This is a genomic window from Microvirga lupini (assembly GCF_014191055.1).
GTDB lineage: Bacteria > Pseudomonadota > Alphaproteobacteria > Rhizobiales > Beijerinckiaceae > Microvirga > Microvirga lupini_A.
In genome coordinates this window covers 634,648-655,795 of record NZ_JACHWB010000001.1, presented here as the reverse complement: position 1 = coordinate 655,795, position 21,148 = coordinate 634,648, and the positions used below count along the sequence as shown (strand labels likewise).

General features: G+C 64.8%; 19 protein-coding genes and 1 other RNA gene. 16 read left to right on the top strand and 4 right to left on the bottom strand.

The features are described 5' to 3' along the window. Positions 1-11: 11 nt before the first annotated feature. An RNA gene (gene ffs, locus FHR70_RS03095) (signal recognition particle sRNA small type) lies at positions 12-108 on the bottom strand. Between the two features lie 233 nt (positions 109-341). Here ffs and FHR70_RS03090 point away from each other — a divergent pair. The 3 genes from FHR70_RS03090 to FHR70_RS24255 all read left to right on the top strand — a co-directional run bounded on the left by FHR70_RS03090 (position 342) and on the right by FHR70_RS24255 (position 2,491). After that, positions 342-752: an HIT domain-containing protein gene (locus FHR70_RS03090; RefSeq protein WP_183447001.1), complete on the top strand. Its 411-nt coding sequence runs from the start codon at positions 342-344 to the stop codon at positions 750-752. 14 nt (positions 753-766) lie between these two features. Next, positions 767-1,669: an NAD(+) diphosphatase gene (gene nudC, locus FHR70_RS03085; protein ID WP_183446999.1), complete on the top strand. Its 903-nt coding sequence runs from the start codon at positions 767-769 to the stop codon at positions 1,667-1,669. A gap of 225 nt (positions 1,670-1,894) precedes the next feature. Continuing rightward, complete coding sequence (locus FHR70_RS24255) at positions 1,895-2,491, top strand: M10 family metallopeptidase C-terminal domain-containing protein (protein ID WP_183446997.1); 597 nt, start codon at positions 1,895-1,897, stop codon at positions 2,489-2,491. A 570-nt stretch (positions 2,492-3,061) separates the two neighbouring features. Here the strand turns inward: FHR70_RS24255 and FHR70_RS23810 are convergent. The 3 genes from FHR70_RS23810 to FHR70_RS03065 are packed head-to-tail and all read right to left on the bottom strand — an operon-like array spanning position 3,062 to position 5,186. Continuing rightward, the gene (locus tag FHR70_RS23810) at positions 3,062-3,595 is read right to left on the bottom strand and encodes a GNAT family N-acetyltransferase (RefSeq protein WP_183446995.1); all 534 of its coding nucleotides are present in this window, start codon (positions 3,593-3,595) and stop codon (positions 3,062-3,064) included. Continuing rightward, positions 3,592-4,446: a prephenate dehydratase gene (locus FHR70_RS03070; RefSeq protein ID WP_183446993.1), complete on the bottom strand. Its 855-nt coding sequence runs from the start codon at positions 4,444-4,446 to the stop codon at positions 3,592-3,594. The genes FHR70_RS23810 and FHR70_RS03070 overlap by 4 nt, the downstream gene beginning before the upstream one ends. Next, positions 4,443-5,186: a 3-deoxy-manno-octulosonate cytidylyltransferase gene (locus tag FHR70_RS03065; RefSeq protein WP_183446991.1), complete on the bottom strand. Its 744-nt coding sequence runs from the start codon at positions 5,184-5,186 to the stop codon at positions 4,443-4,445. The genes FHR70_RS03070 and FHR70_RS03065 overlap by 4 nt, the downstream gene beginning before the upstream one ends. Positions 5,187-5,456: 270 nt before the next feature. Between FHR70_RS03065 and FHR70_RS03060 the strand changes: the two genes are divergently transcribed. From FHR70_RS03060 to FHR70_RS03000, 13 genes are all read left to right on the top strand, one after another. Continuing rightward, a complete protein-coding gene (locus tag FHR70_RS03060; protein WP_183446990.1) occupies positions 5,457-6,077 on the top strand; it encodes a c-type cytochrome in 621 nt (206 codons plus the stop codon). A gap of 152 nt (positions 6,078-6,229) precedes the next feature. After that, the gene (locus tag FHR70_RS03055) at positions 6,230-8,098 is read left to right on the top strand and encodes an ABC transporter substrate-binding protein (RefSeq protein ID WP_183446988.1); all 1,869 of its coding nucleotides are present in this window, start codon (positions 6,230-6,232) and stop codon (positions 8,096-8,098) included. Further along, positions 8,095-9,960, top strand: coding sequence for an extracellular solute-binding protein (locus tag FHR70_RS03050; RefSeq protein ID WP_183446986.1), 1,866 nt, complete (start codon positions 8,095-8,097; stop codon positions 9,958-9,960). Before FHR70_RS03055 ends, FHR70_RS03050 begins: the two co-directional genes overlap by 4 nt. A gap of 39 nt (positions 9,961-9,999) precedes the next feature. Further along, a complete protein-coding gene (locus FHR70_RS03045; protein ID WP_183446984.1) occupies positions 10,000-10,368 on the top strand; it encodes a DUF4260 domain-containing protein in 369 nt (122 codons plus the stop codon). After that, positions 10,368-11,483 (top strand): microcin C ABC transporter permease YejB, encoded by a 1,116-nt coding sequence (locus FHR70_RS03040; protein WP_183446982.1) that lies wholly within the window; start codon positions 10,368-10,370, stop codon positions 11,481-11,483. Before FHR70_RS03045 ends, FHR70_RS03040 begins: the two co-directional genes overlap by 1 nt. A gap of 1 nt (position 11,484) precedes the next feature. Next, complete coding sequence (locus FHR70_RS03035; RefSeq protein ID WP_183446980.1) at positions 11,485-12,648, top strand: ABC transporter permease; 1,164 nt, start codon at positions 11,485-11,487, stop codon at positions 12,646-12,648. Then, positions 12,645-14,273: an ABC transporter ATP-binding protein gene (locus FHR70_RS03030; protein ID WP_183446978.1), complete on the top strand. Its 1,629-nt coding sequence runs from the start codon at positions 12,645-12,647 to the stop codon at positions 14,271-14,273. Before FHR70_RS03035 ends, FHR70_RS03030 begins: the two co-directional genes overlap by 4 nt. Before the next feature lie 17 nt (positions 14,274-14,290). Further along, positions 14,291-15,298 (top strand): cation diffusion facilitator family transporter, encoded by a 1,008-nt coding sequence (locus tag FHR70_RS03025; RefSeq protein ID WP_183446976.1) that lies wholly within the window; start codon positions 14,291-14,293, stop codon positions 15,296-15,298. A gap of 44 nt (positions 15,299-15,342) precedes the next feature. Continuing rightward, a complete protein-coding gene (locus FHR70_RS03020; protein ID WP_183446974.1) occupies positions 15,343-16,563 on the top strand; it encodes a phosphopentomutase in 1,221 nt (406 codons plus the stop codon). A gap of 279 nt (positions 16,564-16,842) precedes the next feature. Next, positions 16,843-18,105, top strand: a complete 1,263-nt coding sequence (locus tag FHR70_RS03015; protein WP_183446972.1) for a GTP cyclohydrolase II — start codon at positions 16,843-16,845, stop codon at positions 18,103-18,105. Positions 18,106-18,248: 143 nt separating this feature from the next. Next, positions 18,249-19,502 (top strand): DUF1688 family protein, encoded by a 1,254-nt coding sequence (locus tag FHR70_RS03010; protein ID WP_183446970.1) that lies wholly within the window; start codon positions 18,249-18,251, stop codon positions 19,500-19,502. 36 nt (positions 19,503-19,538) lie between these two features. Beyond that, the gene (gene upp / locus FHR70_RS03005; protein ID WP_183448461.1) at positions 19,539-20,168 is read left to right on the top strand and encodes a uracil phosphoribosyltransferase; all 630 of its coding nucleotides are present in this window, start codon (positions 19,539-19,541) and stop codon (positions 20,166-20,168) included. A 44-nt stretch (positions 20,169-20,212) separates the two neighbouring features. Further along, entirely contained in the window at positions 20,213-21,115 is a 903-nt protein-coding gene (locus FHR70_RS03000) for a 2-dehydro-3-deoxygalactonokinase (RefSeq protein ID WP_183446968.1), read from the top strand. The last annotated feature ends 33 nt before the right edge of the window (positions 21,116-21,148 follow it).

Here is a 21,148-nt window from a genome sequence, read left to right as displayed (position 1 = left end):
GAAACTTTTACGGTGGGAGGCTGGACGAAGACCCGTTCGGTCTCGTTAGGGCTGCTTCCTTCCGGACCTGACCCGGTTGGCGAGTGAGACGTCCCTCGCCAACCTCCCACCGGCTATATGGGCGTATCGGGCGGGAAACGCAAGTTAGAAACGGCCGCCTTGTCTGCCGTCCCCGGTCTCCACAGCGCTTCAGTGTCATTCCCGGCCGGAGCGTCAGCGGAGGGGAAGGGAATCCATGGCGCTGCACCCAGTCGTGGATCCCATTCCCTCGCCTGCGGCTCACCGGGGATGACAGCAAGGTTCAGGCTGACACGGCGCCGCAGGCTCGGTTACATAGCCCCATGACATTCCAGCTCGATTCTCGGCTCGAAGCCGACACGATCCCGGTCGGCGACCTCGCCCTCTCCTCGGTCCTGCTGCTGAACGACGCACGCTTTCCCTGGTTCGTGCTGGTGCCCCGCGTTGCGGAGGCGAGCGAGCTGACGGACCTGTCCGAGGAGCAATCCATTCAGCTGATGCAGGAGATCCGCATCGCCACGGGGGTGATGCTGGAGCTATCGAAACCCGACAAGGTGAATGTGGGGGCGCTGGGCAACATCGTGACGCAGCTTCATGTTCATGTGGTCGGGCGCTTCCGCTCCGATCCGGCCTGGCCCGGTCCCGTCTGGGGGCACGGCACCCGGACCCCCTACCCTCCTCATGCGGCCAGCGCCCTGATCGAGCGCGCCGCCACTCTTTTCGCGGCGGCCTGACCCAGGATCGTTTCATGACCCGACCCATCGCCTACATCACGAACCCGCTCGTCCGCCACAGCGCGGAGCGGGATCCGGAGGCGCTCGCCAACGCGGCTGCCAACCCCTGGACCGCCATGGTCGTCCTGGCCGGGGACCAGCCGATCCTTCAGATCGGCGAACCGGGAACGAGCCTCCTGCCCGCCACGATCCTGGGGCGCCTTCCCGCCCATCAGGAGCAGGTCTTCCTCGGCACCCTGAACGACCGCCCCGTGGTGGGGACGCTGGCAGTGCCCGAAGTGGCCGAGCTGTTTCAGGACGATCCGGTCTTCGCCGCCGTCGACCTGCGGTCCATCGCCATGCGTGGCCTCGTGCCGCCGGAGGAGCTCGGGATGCTCGCCATGGCGAAGTCCCTGCTCGACTGGCACCGGCGTCACCGCTTCTGCGCCAATTGCGGGGCGCCGACGCAAGCCGCCCAGGCCGGGTTCCGACGCGACTGCTCGGCTTGCGGCGCGCAGCATTTTCCGCGCACCGATCCGGTCGTGATCATGCTCGTGACCCGCGGCGACAAATGCCTCATGGGCCGCCAGCCGCGCTTTCCGGAAAAGATGTATTCCTGCCTCGCCGGCTTCCTGGAGCAGGGCGAGACCATCGAGGACGCGGTCCGTCGCGAGACCTTCGAGGAGGCCGGCATCCGGGTGGGCGCCGTGCGCTACCTCGCCTCCCAGCCCTGGCCCTTCCCGTCGAACATCATGATCGGCTGCATCGGTGAGGCTCTCACCGACGACATTGCCTTCGACGGCGAGGAGCTTGAGGATGCCCGCTGGTTCACCAAGGACGACATCCGGCGCATGCTGGACGGCACCCACGAGCAGTTCCTGGCCCCGGCCCCGATCGCGATTGCGAACCACCTCATCCGGGAATGGGTGAAGGATTGAGAAACGCTGTCGCGAAGGGCGCAATCCGATCCCTGGTTGCACCGCAGGAGGCACAGCGACCGCGCTCCGCTCCGCGGGGAGAATACTCCGCTGAGATACCGCCTTTGCCCCGTACGAAACGGCCCTGAACCAAGCTAGGCTCCATTGCCATGGTGAGGCCTGACAAAACCCGATGCCACCCATGCATCCGGCCTCCCAGCACGACAGAGCGACAGGGAGGTGAAAATGGCAAGGATTGTCGGATCGGGGCTCGCCAACATTCTGAATGGCACAAGCCTTGGCGACCTTCTCCAAGGTCTCGGCGGCAATGACACTCTCAGGGGCCTTCGCGGAACGGATGTCCTGGAGGGGGGAGCAGGTCACGACAAACTCTTCGGAGGTCTCGGGAACGACCTTCTGCGTGGCGGCCGCGGCGACGATAGGCTCGTTGGCGACGCCGGAAACGATCAGCTGAACGGCAACGAAGGCCGGGACATTCTGACCGGCGGGGCAGGCCGGGATACCTTCATCTTCAAGCATGCGCGCGAAACGCGACCCGGTTCGTCGGCGGATGTCGTGACGGATTTCACCAGGCAGGACACGCTCCACCTCAAGAATATCGATGCGGTCAAGAACGTCGCAGGCAATCAGGATTTCACCTTCATCGGAAACTCCGGTTTCTCCGGCCATGCAGGCGAACTGAATTACCGGTTCATCGGATCGGGGGCCCAGGCGAAAACCATCGTTGCCGGCGATCAGAATGGTGACGGGAATGCTGATTTCGAGATCATCCTGCTGAAGCATATCGCCATCTCCAAAGCGAATATCTTCGGCGATCTTTGAAGCTCGTCAGGGTCGGGCATGACGGCATTGGGGAAGCCGATATCAAACAGCCAGCGCCTTCGGGCCCGCAGCGTGAACTGCGAGCCGTCGGGTGAGATCGAGGGAGGCGTGCTGGGCAGCCCGGCTCGATTGTGTGGTGAGAAGTGAAGAGCCGGATCTGCTCGTCACGCGCGGTTTGTTTCAGCGGACCTGGATCTGCGCCAGGATCGGCCACCCGCGATCACAGGCGTGCGAGACCTGCGGCGGGACCGCGCCTCGTCCCGCATCTGCGACGCCTCGCGAGCGCGCCCCTCTGTGGACGAGGATGAACCATGATATAGCCAAGGTTAGGACAGAAGCCAAGAACAAAGTAAGAACATTGCTCGACCGCCTGACCTCACACCCGTAGCCCTCATCCTGAGGAGGTCGCTTCAGCGACCGTCTCGAAGGAGGCTCCAGAGGGTGCTGGACGATCCTTCGAGACGCAGCTTTGCTGCTCCTCAGGATGAGGCTGGAGAGGTGGACAGCAGAGATGGGGAGCCCCTTCCCTCGCCTGCGGCTCGCCGGGGATGACATGCAGGCGAAGCGAGTTCAGCCCTGCGGGGTCAGCTCGAACCGATACGCCACCTCGGTGACCATCTGGCCGCGCACATCGAAAGACTGCTCGGGTCCGGTTGTCCCGCCGAGCGTCTCGTAGAAGCGGCGAGCCGGATGGTTGTCCTTCAGGACCCACAGGCCCACCGAACGAACGCCGTGAGCGGCGAGATGATCGAAAACACCGGTCATGAGCCTGCGGCCGATGCCCTGCCGTTTGACCTTGTCGAGCAGGTAGATCGCGAAGATCTCGGTCTCGGTGCCGAGCCCGTCGGCATTCTCGCCCCGGATCGGCCCGCCCCGGATGAAGCCGACGATCTCGCCGTCACGGGTTTCAGCCACGAGAAGCTTGGCCCGAGGTTCTTGCTCGGCGAGAGCCCTTTGCCATAGCTGGACCCGCTCTTCGACGGAGAGGCCCGCGAGTGCCGCCGGCGTGAGGAAACCCTTGTAGGATTCGCGCCAGCCCTGAACGTGCGCTCTGGCGATGCCCGCGACATCCGTCTCGCGGCCGTCGCGAATCCGGATCGTCACTCAGCCGCTTCCTTGATCTTCTCCCGGAACGGATCGGCCGGGTAGACACCCAGAATCCGCAGCTCGCGGGAGAAGAATTCCAGCTCTTCCAGGGCCCGCTTGAGGTTGGCGTCCTCCGGGTGGCCGTCGACCTCGGCATAGAACTGGGTTGCCAGGAACTCGCCTTCGAGCATGTAGCTCTCGAGCTTGGTCATGTTGATGCCGTTGGTGGCAAAGCCCCCGAGCGCCTTGTAGAGCGCGGCCGGCAGGTTGCGGACGCGGAACACGAAGGAGGTGACAGTGGGCCCGTTACCGGCAGGGGCCCATTGCGGCGTCTTGGACAGGATGACGAAGCGGGTGGTATTGTGCGCCTCGTCCTCCACATTCTCCGCCAGGATTTTCAGGCCGTAGATATCGGCCGCCATGCGCGGCGAGAGCGACGCGCGGGTCGGGTCCTTCCATTCGGAGACTTCGCGGGCAGAGCCTGCGGTATCGCCGGCCACATGGGCTTTCAGGCCCAGCTTGCGGATAATCTTGCGGCACTGGCCGAGCGCATGGACGTGGCTGTAGACGTCCTTGATCGTGCCGAGATTGGCCTCGGGGATGGCCATCAGGTGAAAATGGATCGGCAGGAAATGCTCGCCGACGATGTGGAGCCCGGAGGTCGGCAGCATGTGGTGAATGTCGGCCACGCGCCCGGCGATGGAATTCTCGATCGGAATCATGCCGAGACCGGCCGTTCCCTCGTTCACGGCTGCCAAGGCGTCCTCGAAGGTCGGGCATGGCAGCGCCTCCCAGTCGGGACGCGCCTGCGCGCAGGCGGTGTGCGAGTTGGCGCCCAGCTCGCCCTGGAACGAAATAAGCTTGTTCATAATGTCCTCCGAGCTGCGATCATGTCGCGCGCCCTTTCCAGATCGTGCGGAGTATCGACTCCCAACGGCACGTCGTCGACGACAACGGCATCGATGCGCATGCCGGCTTCCAGGGCGCGCAGCTGCTCCAGCTTCTCGCGCAGCTCCAGCGGCGACGGCTGCAGGCCGACGAAACGCTGCAGCGCCTTGCGGCGATAGGCGTAGAGGCCGATGTGATGATAGAGCGGGCCGTCCCCGTAAGGCGCGGTCGCCCGGGTGAAGTAGAGCGCCCGGAACCGGCCCGGAGCGACCGGGGTTCCCACCATCTTCACCACGCTGGGGTTGGTCTTCTCCTCGTCCCGCTCGATGACGGCCACGAGGGTCGCCAGGTCGACCTGCAGGTCCGAGAGCGGAGCGATGGAGGCCGCAATGGCCCGGGGATCGATCGTCGGCAGGTCGCCCTGGACGTTCACGACCACGTCATGCCGCCCCCCCGGGTCGAGCTTTTCCACAGCCTCGAAGATGCGGTCCGAGCCGGAGGGGTGGTCGGCCCGGGTCATGACGGCCTGACCGCCCGCCCGTGTCACGGCCTCGGCGATGGCGGGCGCATCGGTGGCGACCGCCACCGGCCCGATCCCAGCTTCCATGGCCCGGCGCCACACATGAACGATCATGGGCTCGCCGGCGATGTCAGCGAGGGGCTTGTTCGGCAGGCGCGTTGCGGCCAGGCGGGCCGGGATGAGGACGAGGGGGTCGGACATGGCGCGATCTTCGAAGGCGAAAGGTTCGAGCGTCCTTAGCAAGGCGGGTCCTGTTTGTCATGCGTGCGGCACTGTATCCAAGGACCTTGAGGCGCCAGAATGCGTTGCAACCCCGAACTGCGACCACGAGAACGGCGAAAACCTCCGGAAACCCCATTGTCAAACCCCCATGACAACGGCTAAGCAACGCCCCGACGCGGGCACCCGTCCGCGGATCCTTTCTGCTGCGCTGGTTTCGCCGCTTGTACGAAGGCGAGGAGAGCCTCACTCATGAATATCGAGACCAATAAGATCGCGGGCGCCGTTTTCGGCTCGCTTCTTTTCGTGGTCGGCGTCAACGTCATCGCCGGCGGCCTGTTTTCTCCCCATAAGCCCGCCGTTCCCGGTTATGACCTCCCGGCGCCGGAAGAAGGCGCCGCCGCTGGTGCAGGGGCTGCCGCCGCTCCGGCCGAGCCGCTCCCCGTTCTTCTCGCCAAGGCCGATGCGACCAAGGGTCAGGCTCAGGCCCGCAAATGCGCCTCCTGCCACACCTTCGAGGAGGGCGGCCCCAACAAGGTTGGCCCGAATCTTCATGGCGTCGTCGGACGCCCTGTCGCCTCGCACGAGGGCTTCAACTATTCCGCCGGGATGAAGGCCCATGGCGGCGACTGGACCTATGAGGCGCTGGACGCCTTCGTTCACAACCCGAAGAAGGCAACGCCCGGCACCATCATGGCCTTCGCTGGCCTTGCCGGAGCCCAGGACCGGGCGGATCTGCTCGCCTATCTGAAGTCGATCTCCCCCAGCGCTCCCCCGTTCCCCGAGGCCTCCGCCGCGGCTCCTGCCAATGGCGCCGCTCCTGCGGCTGCCCCGGCTGCTGCAGGCGCGCCTGCCGCTCCTGCGGCCCAGTAAAAGCGCATCGCTCTCACAATCGTGAAGCCGGGCCGAAAGCCCGGCTTTTTCTTTTGAGCCGCCTCGCCTTTCATGCGTTGTCCCTTGCGCTCGCCCTGACGCGCCCAAAAATGTAGCTAATAGCAGACGCCTCACCCATCAGGAGACGCCTTGTGATCCGCACCCTTCTGCCGGGCCTCCTGGCCGCCTGCCTCGCCCTCTCTCCCCTCGCAGCCCAGGAAGCCTCCAAGGAAGCCTCCAAGGAAGCCCCATGGCGGCACGGTTCGGTCCTGCTCGACGAGCCGAAATACCCCGCGGGCTTCAGGCATTTCGACTACGTGAATCCGGATGCCCCCAAGGGCGGGCTGGTGCGCCTCGGCGCCCAGGGCACCTTCGACAGCTTCAACATCGTGGTGGCCGGCGTGAAGGGATCCCCCGAGGGAGGGCTCGGCCTCGTCTACGAGACCCTGACCACCTCCGCGCTCGACCAGCCGAACTCGTCCTATGGTCTTCTGGCCGAGGCTTTCTCCTACCCGGACGATTATTCCTCCGTCACCTTCCGCCTGCGCCCGGAGGCGCGCTGGCACGACGGGAAGCCGGTGACGGCGGATGACGTGATCTTCTCCTTCGAGTCCCTCAAGACCAACAGCCCCACTTACGCCTTCTACTATGCCAATGTGACGAAGGCCGAAAAGCTCGGCGAGCGGGAGGTGAAGTTCACCTTCGACGAAAAGGGCAACCGCGAGCTGCCGCAGATCATGGGGCAATTGCTCGTCCTGCCCAAGCACTGGTGGGAAGGCACCGCGCCGGATGGACGCAAGCGGGACATCACGCAGACGACCTTGGAGCCGCCGCTGGGCTCAGGCCCCTATCGCCTCAAGAGCTTCGAGCCCGGCCGCAGCGCATCTTATGAGCGCGTGAAGGATTATTGGGGCACGAACCTCAACGTGAATGTGGGCCAGAACAATTTCGACGAGATCCGCTTCGAATATTACCGTGACGCCACGGTGCTGCTCGAAGCCTTCAAGGGCGACCGCATCGACTTCCGCTATGAGAACAGCGCCCGCAACTGGGCCGTCGGCTACGACTTTCCGGCGCGCCAGGAAGGGCGCGTCGTTCTGGAGGAATTCCCGATCCGCGCCAGCGGCCGGATGCAGGCTTTCGTGCTCAACCTCCGACGCGACCAGTTCAAAGACCAGCGCGTCCGCCGGGCCTTCAACCTGGCCTTCCCGTTCGAGGAGTTGAACAAGACGATCTTCTACGGGCTCTACGAGCGGCCCTCGAGCTATTTCTACGGGCTCGATCTCGCATCCTCCGGACTGCCCGAGGGCAAGGAGCTGGAGATCCTCGAATCCGTGCGCGACAAGGTTCCGCCTGCGGTCTTCACGACGCCCTACAGGAACCCGGTGAGCGATTCCCCCGAGGCCATCCGCAGCAACCTGCGCGAGGCCGACCGCCTGCTGAAGGAAGCCGGCTGGGAGATCAAGAACGGCCGCCGCGTCAACGCCAGGGGCGAGGTCTTCAGCGTCGAGCTTCTCGGCAGCAGCCCCAACGACGAGCGCATCTTCCTGCCCTATGCGGATGTTCTCAAGCGTCTCGGCATCGCAGCCACCGTGCGCACCGTGGACGACGTGCAGTACACCAACCGCACCCGTGCGTTCGATTTCGACATCACCACCGGCCTCTGGCCTCAATCCTCGTCGCCCGGCAACGAGCAGCGCGAATTCTGGGGCTCCCAGGCGGCAAGCCGCGAAGGCTCGCAGAACCTTGCCGGCATTGCGAACCCTGCAATCGACGCGCTCATCGACCGCGTGATCTTCGCCAAAGACCGCGACGAGCTCGTGGCTGCCACGAAGGCGCTCGACCGCGTGCTGCTGGCGCACGATTACGTGGTTCCGCAATGGACGTCGCTCAAGCAGCGCACCGCCCGCTGGGACCGCTACAGCCATCCTGAAAACATGCCCCGATACGGCGGAGCCGCCTTCCCGACCGTGTGGTGGTACGATCAGGCCAAGGCCGGCAAGACGGGAGCCCCGCGATGAGAGATTTCAGCCGCCGTCTCATTCTTCAGACGGGAGTGGCGACCGCTGCTCTCTCGGTGCTCCCGCGGAAAGGCTCGACGCAGGAAGGCAACGAGACCGAGGCTCACGGCCTCTCCAGCTTCGGCGAGCTGAAATATCCGCCCGACTTCAAGCATTTCGATTACGTGAACCCGGCGGCTCCGAAAGGCGGCACGCTGGCGATCCAGATCAAGCAGACCTACGGCAACCAGAATTTCGATACGTTCAACACGCTGAACACCTTCGTGCTGCGGGGCGATGGCGCCGCCGGCATGACCAGCACCTTCGACAGCCTGATGGTGGGCTCCGGCGACGAGCCGGATGCGCTCTACGGCCTCGTGGCGAAGAGCGTGCGCGTGTCAGACGACAAGCTGACCTACCGCTTCATCTTGCGGCCCGAAGCGCGCTTCCATGACGGCTCGAAGCTGACCGCGCGCGATGCGGCCTTTTCCCTGAACATCCTCAAGACCAAGGGGCACCCGCTCTATTCGCAGCTCCTGACGCAGATGGCCTCGGCTGAGGCGGAGTCGGACGAGGTTCTGCGCGTGCAGTTCACGCCGCAGCGCAGCCGCGATCTGCATCTCGTCGTCGCCGGATTACCCATCCTTTCCGAGCGCTACTGGCAGGGCAGGGATTTCGAGGCCTCGACGCTCGAAGCACCACTCGGCTCAGGACCGTACAAAGTCGGGCGCTTCGAGGTCGGGCGCTTCATCGAGTTCGATCGCGTGCCCGATTACTGGGCCAAGGACTTAGCCGTGAACGTGGGCCAGAACAACTTCGAGCATGTCCGCTACGAATATTTCCGCGACCGTACGGTGGCGTTCGAGGCCTTCAAGAACGGCACCCTGAACTATAACGAAGAATACACGTCGCGCATCTGGTCGACGGGCTATGACTTTCCGGCCGTGCGCGAAGGTCGCGTGAAGAAGGAGGAGATCGAGAGCGGCGCTCCCTCCACCATCCAGGGCTGGTACTTCAACATGCGCCGGGATGCCTTCAAGGACCCGCGCATCCGGCAAGCCATCGGGCTTGCCTTCGATTTCGAATGGACGAATGCCAATATCATGTTCGGCCTGTTCAAGCGCACAGGATCGTTCTTCGAGAACAGCGACATGAAGGCCGTCGGGAAGCCGTCGCCAGAAGAGCTCGCTCTTCTCGAGCCGTTCCGCAACAAGCTGCCGGCCTCGGTGTTCGATGAACCTCCCGTGCCACCCGTCTCCGACGGATCGGGCCAGGACAGGCGACTGCTGCGGCGCGCCGACGAGCTTCTGCGCGAGGCCGGCTGCAAGCGCGAGGGCGGCGGGCTCAGGCTGCCGAACGGACAGCCGTTCCGGATCGAGTTCCTTGACTTCCAGCCCTCGCTCCAGCCGCATACCCAGCCCTTCCAGGCCAATCTGAAGCGGCTCGGCATCGATGCCGTCTCGCGCATCGTGGATGCGGCCCAGTATCAGCGCCGCATGGAGGAATACGATTTCGACATGGCGAGCCGGAACCTGAGCGGTTCCTCCACCCCGGGCGACAGCCTGCGGCTGGTCTACGGCTCGGCGGCCGGCAAGCGGCCGGGCTCGCAGAACATCGCCGGGATCGACGATCCGGCCGTCGACGCCCTGATCGAGACCATCGCCAACGCCAAGTCGCGCCAAGAGCTCACCATCGCGGCCCGCGCCCTGGACCGGGTTCTCCGTTCGGGCCATTATTGGGTGCCCATGTGGTACAGGGCCAGCGAATGGCTCGCCTATTGGGACCAGTTCTCGCGCCCGGCTACGAAGCCGAAGCTCAGCTCAGGCGCTCCGGGAACCTGGTGGTACGATGCCGAGAAGGCGAAGCGGATCGGGCGAGGATAAGGCTTGGATACAGTTGTGGCGACGCGAAACGAGGCGGACATGCCCCGCCTGCTTCTGCGGCTCGAGGGCCTGGCTCTCTTCATCCTGGCCACATGGGGCTTCGCCCATACCGGCGCCTCCTGGTGGCTTTACGCGGTTCTCTTCCTGACGCCCGACCTGAGCTTTGCAGGCTACCTTGCCGGTCCGCGGCTCGGAGCCTTGGCTTACAATGCCCTGCACTGCACCCTTGGCCCTGCGATACTGGCGGGGCTTGGTCTTTTTCTGGAGAGCTCTATGCTTCTCGGGCTCGCCGCAATCTGGGCGGCGCATATCGGGTTCGACCGCATGTTGGGATACGGCTTGAAATATTCGTCCGGCTTCAACGACACCCATCTCGGCCGCATCGGCCGGCAAGCAGCAGGCGCTTGATGCTGGCCTATATTGCGCGCCGCGTTCTCCTCATGATCCCCACCATCCTGGGGATCATGCTCATCTCCTTCGTGCTCGTGCAGTTCGCCCCCGGCGGCCCTGTGGAGCGCATCATCGCCCAGCTCCAGGGCCAGGATTCCGGCGCGACCTCGCGCATCTCCGGCGGCGGGGGCGATATGGCAGGCGGAGGCCAATCTCCCGGAGGTGCGGGAGCAGGCGATGCCTCCTCGTCGCGCTATCGCGGCGCGCAGGGGCTGGACCCGCAGTTCATCAAGCAGCTCGAGACGCAGTTCGGCTTCGACAAGCCGGCCCATGAGCGCTTCCTGAAGATGATCTGGGATTATGCGCGCTTCGATTTCGGCAAGAGCTATTTTCGCGACATCTCCGTGCTGGAGCTCATCAAGGAAAAGCTGCCGGTCTCGATCAGCCTCGGACTCTGGATGACGCTGCTCTCCTATGCGATCTCGATTCCGCTCGGCATCAAGAAGGCCGTGCAGGACGGCTCCTCCTTCGACATCTGGACATCGGCCGTCGTCATCATCGGCTATGCGATTCCGGGCTTTCTTTTTGCGATCCTGCTGATCGTGCTATTCGCGGGCGGCTCCTTCTGGCAGGTCTTCCCCCTGCGCGGGCTCACCTCCGAGAACTGGGCCCTCATGCCGTGGTACTGGCAGATCGCGGATTACTTCTGGCACCTCGTTCTGCCGATCACCGCCATGGCACTCGGGGCCTTTGCCACCTCGACCCTGCTGACGAAGAACTCCTTCCTCGATGAAATCCGCAAGCAATACGTGCTCACCGCCCGCATGAAGGGCCTGTCCGAGCGGCAGGTTCTCTACGGCCACGTCTTCCGCAATGCGATGCTCATCGTAATCGCGGGCTTTCCCGGCGCCTTCATTGGGGCGTTCTTCGCCGGCGCGCTCCTCATCGAAACGATCTTTTCCCTCGACGGGCTGGGCCTTCTCTCGTTCGAGTCCATCGTGAACCGCGATTATCCGGTGGTCTTCGCCAACCTCTACATCTTCTCGCTGGTGGGCCTGGCGGTGAACCTCGTGTCCGACCTCACCTACACCTGGATCGATCCGCGGATCGATTTCGAGACCAGGGAGGCGTGAGATGAACGAGAACGTGCCCGTCGTCTCCCCGGCCTCATCACCTGTCGCGCCGCCCCTGCCGCGCCAGGGCTTCATCAAGCTCTCGCCGCTCAACCGGCGGCGATGGGAAAACTTCAAGGCGAACCGCCGCGGCTACTGGTCGTTCTGGATCTTCCTCATCCTGTTCATCCTGAGCATGTTCGCGGAGCTGATCGCCAACGACAAGCCGATCCTCGCCTCCTACAAGGGCGAGCTGCTCTACCCGGCCTTCGTGAATTATCCGGAAGAGAAGTTCGGCGGCTTCCTGGCGGTCACGGATTATCGCGATCCCGTCATCGCCAAGGAGATTCAGGAGAACGGATGGCTCATCTGGGCGCCCGTCCGCTTCTCCTACAACACGCATAACCTCGACCTTCCGGTTCCGGCCCCCGCGCCGCCCACCTGGATGCTCACCGACGAGCAGTGCCGCCCCATCGCGGAGCGCAATGGCGGCACGGGCTGCAAGGACATCGAGTGGAACTGGCTCGGCACCGACGATCAGGGACGCGATGTGGTCGCACGCCTGATCTACGGCTTCCGCATCTCGGTGCTGTTCGGACTGACGCTCGCGGGCATTTCCTCCATCGTCGGCATCCTGGCCGGCGCCGTGCAGGGCTATTACGGCGGCTGGACGGATCTGCTGTTCCAGCGCTTCATCGAGATCTGGACGGCCATTCCCTCGCTCTACCTTCTCATCATCATCTCGGCCGTGATCACGCCGAGCTTCTTCGTGCTGCTCGGCATCCTGCTGCTGTTCTCCTGGGTGTCTCTGGTGGGCGTGGTGCGGGCGGAATTCCTGCGTGCGCGCAACTTCGAATATGTGCGCGCCGCCCGCGCGCTGGGCCTCTCCAACGGCACCATCATGTTCAAGCACCTCCTGCCGAACGCGATGGTGGCGACGCTCACCTTCATGCCCTTCATCATCAATGGCTCGATCACGACGCTGACCTCGCTGGACTTCCTCGGCTTCGGCCTGCCGCCGGGCTCGCCGTCGCTCGGCGAGCTGCTGGCGCAGGGCAAGGCCAACCTTCAGGCGCCATGGCTCGGCCTCGCCGGATTCTTCGTGATCGCCATCATGCTCAGCCTCCTCATCTTCGTCGGCGAAGCCGTGCGCGATGCCTTCGATCCGCGAAAGACGTTCCGATGACAGAGCCCCTCCTCTCCGTTCAGGATCTTTCAGTCGCCTTCCGCCAGGGTGGAGGCGACATGCTGGCGGTGGACCGCGTATCCTTCGACATCCTGCCGGGCGAAACGGTGGCGCTGGTGGGCGAATCCGGCTCCGGCAAATCCGTCACGGCGCTCTCGGCGCTCAAGCTCCTGCCCTACCCGTCCGCGCATCATCCATCCGGCCGCATCCTGTTCAAGGGCAAGGACTTGATGCCCGCAGACGAGAACGAGATGCGAAAGGTTCGCGGCAACGACATCACCATGGTGTTCCAAGAGCCGATGACGTCGCTCAATCCGCTCCACACCATCGAGCGGCAGATCGGCGAGATCCTGAAGCTGCATCGCGGCCTCAATGACCGCGAAGCGCGCACCCGCACGCTCGAGCTTCTGCAACTCGTTGGCATCCGCGATGCGGAATCGCGACTCGATGCCTATCCGCACCAGCTGTCCGGTGGACAGCGCCAGCGCGTGATGATCGCCATGGCGCTCGCCAACGAGCCCGATCTCTTCATCGCCGACGAACCGACCACGGCCCTCGATGTGACCGTGCAGGCGCAAATCCTGAAGCTGCTCGCCGAGCTGAAGAGCAGGCTCAACATGTCCATGCTCTTCATCACCCACGATCTCGGCATCGTGCGAAAGATTGCCGACCGGGTTTGCGTGATGCTCAAGGGCAAGATCGTCGAGCAGGGAACGGTGGCTGAAGTCTTCGGCAACCCGCAGCATCCCTACACGCAGCGGCTGCTGGCAGCGGAGCCCAAGGGCCGCGCCAATCCCGTTCCGCCCGATGCACCGGTCATCGTCGAGGCAGGGCCGATCAAGGTCTGGTTCCCGATCAAGCGCGGCTTCTTCCAGAAAACCGTCGGCCATGTGAAGGCCGTCGACGGAGTCTCCGTGCGGGTGCGCCGGGGCGAGACGGTGGGCGTAGTGGGCGAGTCCGGTTCCGGCAAGACGACCCTGGGCCTGGCTATTCTGCGCCTCGTGCAGTCGGAAGGCCCCATCGTGTTCCTCGGCAACCGCATCGACGGCATGCGCGCCAGCGACATCCGGCCCTTGCGCAAGAACCTGCAGGTGGTGTTCCAGGATCCTTACGGCTCCCTGTCGCCGCGCATGTCGATTGCCGAGATCGTCGAGGAAGGGCTTCTCGTCCAGAACAAGGGCCTTTCATACGGGGAGCGCCGCAACATCGTGGCCAAGGCTCTGGATGATGTGGGCCTCGATCCCGCCACCATGGACCGCTATCCGCACGAGTTCTCCGGCGGCCAGCGCCAGCGCATCGCCATTGCCCGCGCCATGGCCCTGGAGCCACAGTTCATCATGCTCGACGAGCCGACCTCGGCCCTCGACATGTCGGTGCAGGCTCAGATCGTGGAGCTGCTGCGCGACCTCCAAAAGCGGCGTGACCTCGCCTATATGTTCATCAGCCACGATCTGAAGGTCGTGCGGGCGCTCGCCAACCACGTGGTGGTGATGCAGAACGGCCAGATCGTCGAGGAAGGTTCGGCCGAGAGCATCTTCGCAGCCCCCCGCACCGACTACACCAAGGCGCTGTTCGCAGCCGCCTTCAACCTCGAAACGGCGGCTTCGCACGCCGTTCGAGAATAGGACCCGACGCTGCGGCCATGCATGCGCATCATCACTCCGCCGGCCATCACCATCATGGGCATGGCCATGCTCCGCAGGCTGGCTATGGGCGCGCTTTTGCCATCGGCATCGTTCTCAACCTGGGTTTCGTGGTCATCGAGGCCGGATACGGCTTCTGGGCCGATTCCATGGCCCTGCTGTCGGACGCCGGGCATAACCTGAGCGATGTGCTGGGCCTTGCCATCGCCTGGGGAGCCGCCCTGCTGGCACGGCGCGGTCCGACGGAGCGCTTCACCTATGGCCTGCGCTCCAGCTCCATCTTGGCTGCGCTCTTCAATGCCCTGCTTCTGCTCGTCGCCGTCGGCGGCATCGTGTGGGAATCCGTCCAGCGACTGATCGAGCCCTCGCCTGTCGCTGCCGTCACCATGATGATCGTGGCGGGTATTGGCATCCTCGTGAACGGCTTCACGGCTTTCCTGTTCATGGGCGGCCAGCACGATCTCAACATCCGCGGCGCCTTCCTGCACATGGTGGCGGACGCGGCCGTATCGCTCGGCGTCGTGCTCGGCGGTCTCGCCATCCTCTGGACAGGCGCGGACTGGATCGATCCGGTGCTCAGTCTCGTCATCGCTGCAGTCATCGTCTGGGGCACCTGGAGTCTGCTGAAGCAGTCCCTGACCCTGTCCTTGCACGGCGTACCGCGGAACATCGCGGTTCCCGATGTCAGGAAAGCTCTTGAGCGGATGCCGGGCGTCGCCTGCGTTCACCATCTGCATGTATGGGCGGTGAGCACCACAGAGACGGCGCTGACCGCCCATCTCGTCATGCCGGATGGACATCCGGGCGATCGTTTCCTGGCTGAAGCGCAGCGGGAGCTGAAGGAGCATTTCGGCATCGGGCATGCGACCCTGCAGATCGAGATCCACAGGCCAGGGCCTCACGAACACGGCTCCGAATGCCCCCTCGATCATCACGATCATGCTCACGAGGGGCACAATCATGGGGGGCACCCCCATGATCCCGGACCATCGCATCTTTCGCCGTAATGACGTATCAGTCGTGATTCTCGTGGTTTGAGGAACTGGAACCAATGCCTCGCGCTCTTCTCATCGTGCTCGATTCCGTCGGTATCGGCGGCGCGGAGGATGCCGACGCCTATGGCGATGCGGGCGCCGATACGCTCGGGCACATCGCGGAGGCTTGCGCCGAAGGGCGCGGCGACCAGGCCGGCCTGCGCCAGGGGCCGCTCCATCTGCCGCACATGACGGCGCTAGGGCTCGGGCTTGCCTGCGAAGCCTCGACCGGGCGCATGCCGCCGAACCTTGCGCCGCAAGGTGCGCTCAAAGGCGCATGGGGCTACGGCGTCGAGACATCCAAGGGCAAGGACACGCCCTCGGGCCATTGGGAGATTGCGGGCGTTCCCGTGACCTTCGACTGGGGCTATTTCCCCAATACCGTTCCGACCTTTCCCGAGGCACTGACGGCGGCGCTGATCGAGCGCGGCAACCTGCCCGGCATCCTCGGCAACAAGCACGCCTCCGGCACCGCCGTGATCGACGAGTTCGGCGCGGAGCATATGCGTACGGGCGAGCCCATCGTCTACACGTCGGTCGACAGCGTGCTGCAGATCGCCGCCCACGAAGAGAGCTTCGGGCTGGAGCGGCTCTACGAGCTGTGCCGGATCGGGCGCGAACTCTGCGACGAATACAAGATCGGCCGCGTGATCGCCCGCCCCTTCGTGGGCTCGCCCGAGGCTGGCTTCAAGCGCACCGGCAACCGCAAGGACTTCGCTACGCCGCCACCATCCGACACCATCCTCGACACGCTGACCAAGGCTGGCCGCTCCGTCGTCACCGTCGGCAAGATCGGCGACATCTTCGCCCATCGCTCGACGGGCCGGGAGATCAAGCCCAACGGCAACGATGCCTGCCTGTCGGCCGCCATCGACGCCATGGGCGATCTGCCCGATGGCGGTTTCGTCTTCGCGAATCTCGTCGATTTCGACAGCGAGTTCGGCCACCGCCGCGACATCCCCGGCTATGCCGCCGCGCTTGAGGCCTTCGACCGGCGCATACCGGAGATCGAAGCGGCTCTCCAAGCCGGCGACCTTGTCATCATCACCGCCGATCACGGCAACGACCCCTCCTGGCGCGGCTCCGACCACACCCGCGAGCATGTGCCGATCCTAAGCTTCGGGCTGGGCGTGCAGCAGGGCGTCATCGGGCGGCGGGAGAGCTTTGCCGATATCGGGGCCAGCGTGCTGGCGCATGTGGGCGTTGCCCATAGGGGCAAAGGGGCTTCCTGGCTTTAGAGGCCCGTCATCCCGGACGGCGAAGCTGATCCCGGATCGCAGGACGAGAATAGCGCCTTACCCTGAAAGCGATCCCGGATCTTCGCTACGCTCTGTCCGGGATGACCACCTTGGCCATTCCACTCGCGCCATGTCCGGCGGCTTCCGGCCAAGCTGCCGCACCCCTCCACCCGTCCCATTGACGGCCCCGCAACTTTGGATCAGTCTTCCATAGATCGTATGGAGGCTCTCCGACGATCGGTCGAGGGAGTCTTCCCGTTCTCGCGTGGAAGATTGTTCATGAGCTCGCCCAACCGCTCGACGCATATCCGGCTCACCTCCCATCCCGAGCCGAACGCAGGCACCATCAGGCATCCGATCAAGTGGGGGGCCAAGGACCCCAAGGAGCGCGGGCCGATCATCGGCACCGTGACCAATCCGGCCGACCGCAACGTGATCGGCGCCCATGGCGGCTCCTATTCCCTCTACCGGGCGCTCGCCATCTCGGCCCGGGCGATGAATCCCCTGGCGCGGCCCGACCTTCACAACACGCATCCGACCGCCGAGATCGGGCCGCATCCGCAATGGTTCGAGCCGGGCAGGATCGTGTCTCTCGACCCTTGGGGTCACTTGGTCGGGGAGGTGTTCCGGGACGACATCGCGAGCGGCGTCGACATCCGCCCGAGCATCGCCGTGACCAAGGCCCGCCTCAACATGCCGGAGATCCTGGGCGCCATGGGGGCCAAGCGCCTCAAGGCCGATGGCGGCTTCCTGCATGAATCCGGCGACATCTCAGTGACCAAGATCGCGGTCGATCCGGTCTGGTATCTGCCCGGCATCGCCGAGCGCTTCGGCTGCTCGGAAGGCGAGTTGCGGCGTACCCTGTTCGAGCAGACCGGCGGCATGTTCCCGGAACTCGTCACGCGGCCCGACATGAGCGTGTTCCTGCCGCCCATCGGCAACACCACGGTCTATGTGGTGGGCGACGTGTCGCGCTTGAGCGACCCGAAAACGCGCATCGCCTGCCGCGTGCACGACGAGTGCAACGGCTCCGACGTGTTCGGCTCCGACATCTGCACCTGCCGGCCCTATCTCGTGCACGGGATCGAGGAATGCGTGCGGGAAGCGCAAGCCGGCGGCGTCGGCGTGATCGCCTATAACCGCAAGGAAGGCCGGGCGCTCGGCGAGGTCACCAAGTTCCTCGTCTACAATGCGCGCAAGCGGCAGGAAGGCGGCGACTCCGCTGCCACGTATTTCGAGCGCACGGAATGCGTGGCGGGCGTGCAGGATGCCCGCTTCCAGCAGCTCATGCCCGACGTGCTGCACTGGCTCGGCATCCGCCGCATCGACCGGCTCATGTCTATGTCCAACATGAAGTACGATGCGATCACCGGCTCGGGCATCGAGGTGGTAGAGCGCGTGCCGATCCCGGCAGAGCTGGTGCCGCCGGATGCGCAGGTCGAGATCGAGGCCAAGAAGGCCGCCGGGTACTACACCCCCGAGGGAGCGCCCGATGCGTCGGCCCTGGATCAGGTAAAGGGCCGCGATCTGGAGCGGTTCTGAAGCAGCGTTTCATGAAGCGGGTGCCGGCTTGCCGCCGGCGCCCGCTTCGTTTTTAACCTTTTTGCCAAACCGCCCTGCCCGGGAATGATCGGCTGGCTTAAGACTGTGCTATCGCACGCATCCCCGAAGGATCGGAGCCCTGAGTGACTGACCAGCCTGACGTATCGCCCGACACCAAAGCCGCCCGAAGCCTTCTTTCCGCCGCCGCGGTACGGGAGCGGTCGCATCAGCTTCTGCGGGCGGGTCTCGAAGGCCGTCTCCAGCACTTCACGGTCGATCTCGGGCGGCTTGAGCCCTGCGCCGACGAGGTCGTGAGGACGATCCGCGAGGCCTACCCCTCCCTCGATATTCCATTCCATGCCCGCTGGCGCCACTTTGCCGCCGGAGGGCACGAGCGCTGGGACGCGGTGATGCACGGTGCGCCTTGGGAGACCGCCGCCGACATGGCCCGCTCGGCCTTCGACCTCGCCATCGTGTCGGTTCTGCTCGATGCAGGCGCGGGAGCGCAGTGGCGCTACGAAGAGGGACGCACGGGCGAGACCTATATCCGCTCGGAAGGGCTTGCGGTGGCAAGCTTCGACATGTTCGTGAGCGGCGCCTTCTCCAGCCGTCCTGAGGATCCGTTCCGCGTCGATGCCGATGTGCTGATGACGCTCACCGCTCAAGACTTGGCTGAAGGCTTCCAGGTCTCAGGCGACAACCCGCTCGTCGGGTTGGAGGGCCGCGCTGCGCTCCTCAACCGCCTCGGCCGCGTGGTTGCGACGAACCCGGACATCTTCGGACAGGTGGACGATCCGCGCCCCGGCGGTCTCTTCGACGTCATCGCCGCAACGGCTGAGGACGAGCGCATCAAGGCAACCGCGATCCTTGAGGCGTTGCTGACGCACCTTGGCCCGATCTGGCCCGGCCGCATCACGTTAGGCGGCGTCGATCTCGGTGACACGTGGCACCATCCGCTGGTTGAGGCGCCGGATGCCACGAAGGGCCTCATCCCCTTCCACAAGCTATCCCAGTGGCTCTCCTATTCGCTGATCGAGCCGCTCGAATGGGCGGGATTCACCGTGGTTGAGATCGATGGGCTCACAGGCCTGCCCGAATACCGTAACGGCGGTCTCTTCCTCGACACGGGCGTGATCGCCCTGAAGGATCAGGCAGATGTCAGCCGCGCCCATGCGGTGGATTCGCTGCTCGTGGTGGAATGGCGGGCCTTGACGGTCGCTCTCCTCGACCGCATTGCCGAACCGATCCGGGCGAAGTTAGGATTCGCCGCAGAAGACTTCCCCCTGGCCAAGGCGCTCGAAGGCGGTACCTGGGCGACAGGGCGGAGACTGGCGAAGGAAAAGCGCGGCGACGGCTCGCCTCCGCTGAGCGTGATCAGTGACGGGACCGTGTTCTAGATGAATCAGCAGATGACGAACAAAGAGGGAAAAAACATGCAGGGCGTCACGGTGGTCGATCATCCGCTGGTTCAGCACAAGCTGACCCTGATGCGGGACAAGCAGCGTTCGACGAAGGGCTTCCGCCAGCTCCTGAACGAGATCGGCATGCTCCTCTGCTATGAGGTGACCCGCGATCTGCCCATCGAGCGTATCGAAATCGAGACGCCGATGACCAAGATGGAAGGCGCACAGATCGCCGGCAAGAAGCTGGTGCTCGCCCCCATCCTGCGCGCCGGCGTCGGCTTCCTCGACGGCATGCTGACCCTCGTGCCGGCCGCGCGCGTCGCCCATATCGGTCTCTACCGCGATCCGGAATCGCTCCAGGCGGTGGAATACTACTTCAAGGCCCCATCGGATCTCGCCGACCGCATGGTGCTGGTGCTCGACCCCATGCTTGCCACCGCCAACTCAGCTGTGGCGGCCATCGAGCGCCTGAAGGAGCGCGGCGCGAAGGACCTGCGCTTCGTCTGCCTTCTCGCGGCACCCGAGGGCATCGAGCGGCTGCGCAGCGCTCATCCAGACGTGCATATCTGGACCGCTGCCATCGATGAGCGCCTGAACGACCACGGCTATATCGTGCCGGGTCTGGGCGATGCCGGCGACCGCATGTACGGAACGCGCTAGAGCCCGGGCGACTTATCCCTCGACTCTGACAAGAGGTATCGGCCTTGCGCTTCATCGTCGCCGACTGGGGAACGACCCGCTTTCGCGGTTATCTGATCGAGAACGAAACCGTTCTCGATCAGGTCTCTTCGGACGAAGGCGTCTCGGCCCTGCAAAAGGGCCAGCACCGTGAGGTGTTCCTGCGTCAGTGCGGGCGCTGGCTGCAGGCGGAACCCGACGCGCCGGTGCTGCTCGTCGGCATGGTGGGCAGCCGCGAGGGCTGGGTCGAGGCGCCTTACGCCACCTGTCCGGCGGGCCCGGCGGAAATCGCCCGGGCGCTCGTGCCGGTTGATCTGGAGAACGGCCGCAAGGGCCATATCATCCCGGGCCTATTCTGCGAGCCTGCTCCCGGCGCTGCCGACGTGATGCGCGGCGAGGAGACGCTGGTTCTGGGCGCCGGCGTTGAGGACGGGCTGATCTGCTCGGCCGGCACGCATCCCAAGTGGATCCTGATGAAGAACGGGCGCATCGAGCGCTTCGCCACCTACATGACCGGCGAGATGTACGCGCTGCTGCGCGAGCATTCCATGATCGGCCGCCCGGCGACGCAGCCCGAGGATCCGAAAGGCTTCGACCTCGGCCTTGAGGCCGCCGAGCGCAACGCTGGAGACACCCGCGTCGGCCTGCTGCATCTTCTCTTCAGCGCCCGCGCATCGGTCGTTTCCAACCGCATGCACAGCAGCCTGCTTGCGCCCTACTTATCAGGCCTTCTCACAGGCGACGAAATCAACGGGGCATTGGCCCAGTTCGGCCATCCTGCCTCCGTGACCATCCTGGCCGCGCCGGAGCGCGCGGAACTCTACGTTCATGCGCTCAAGCGCCACGGCATCGAGGCGCAGACCAAGGACACGCAGCAAGCGCTGATCGCGGGACTGGCCCGCATCGTGCGCCAGCATGCATTGGGATAATTCTCATCGTCATCCCGGATCTTCGCTGCGCTC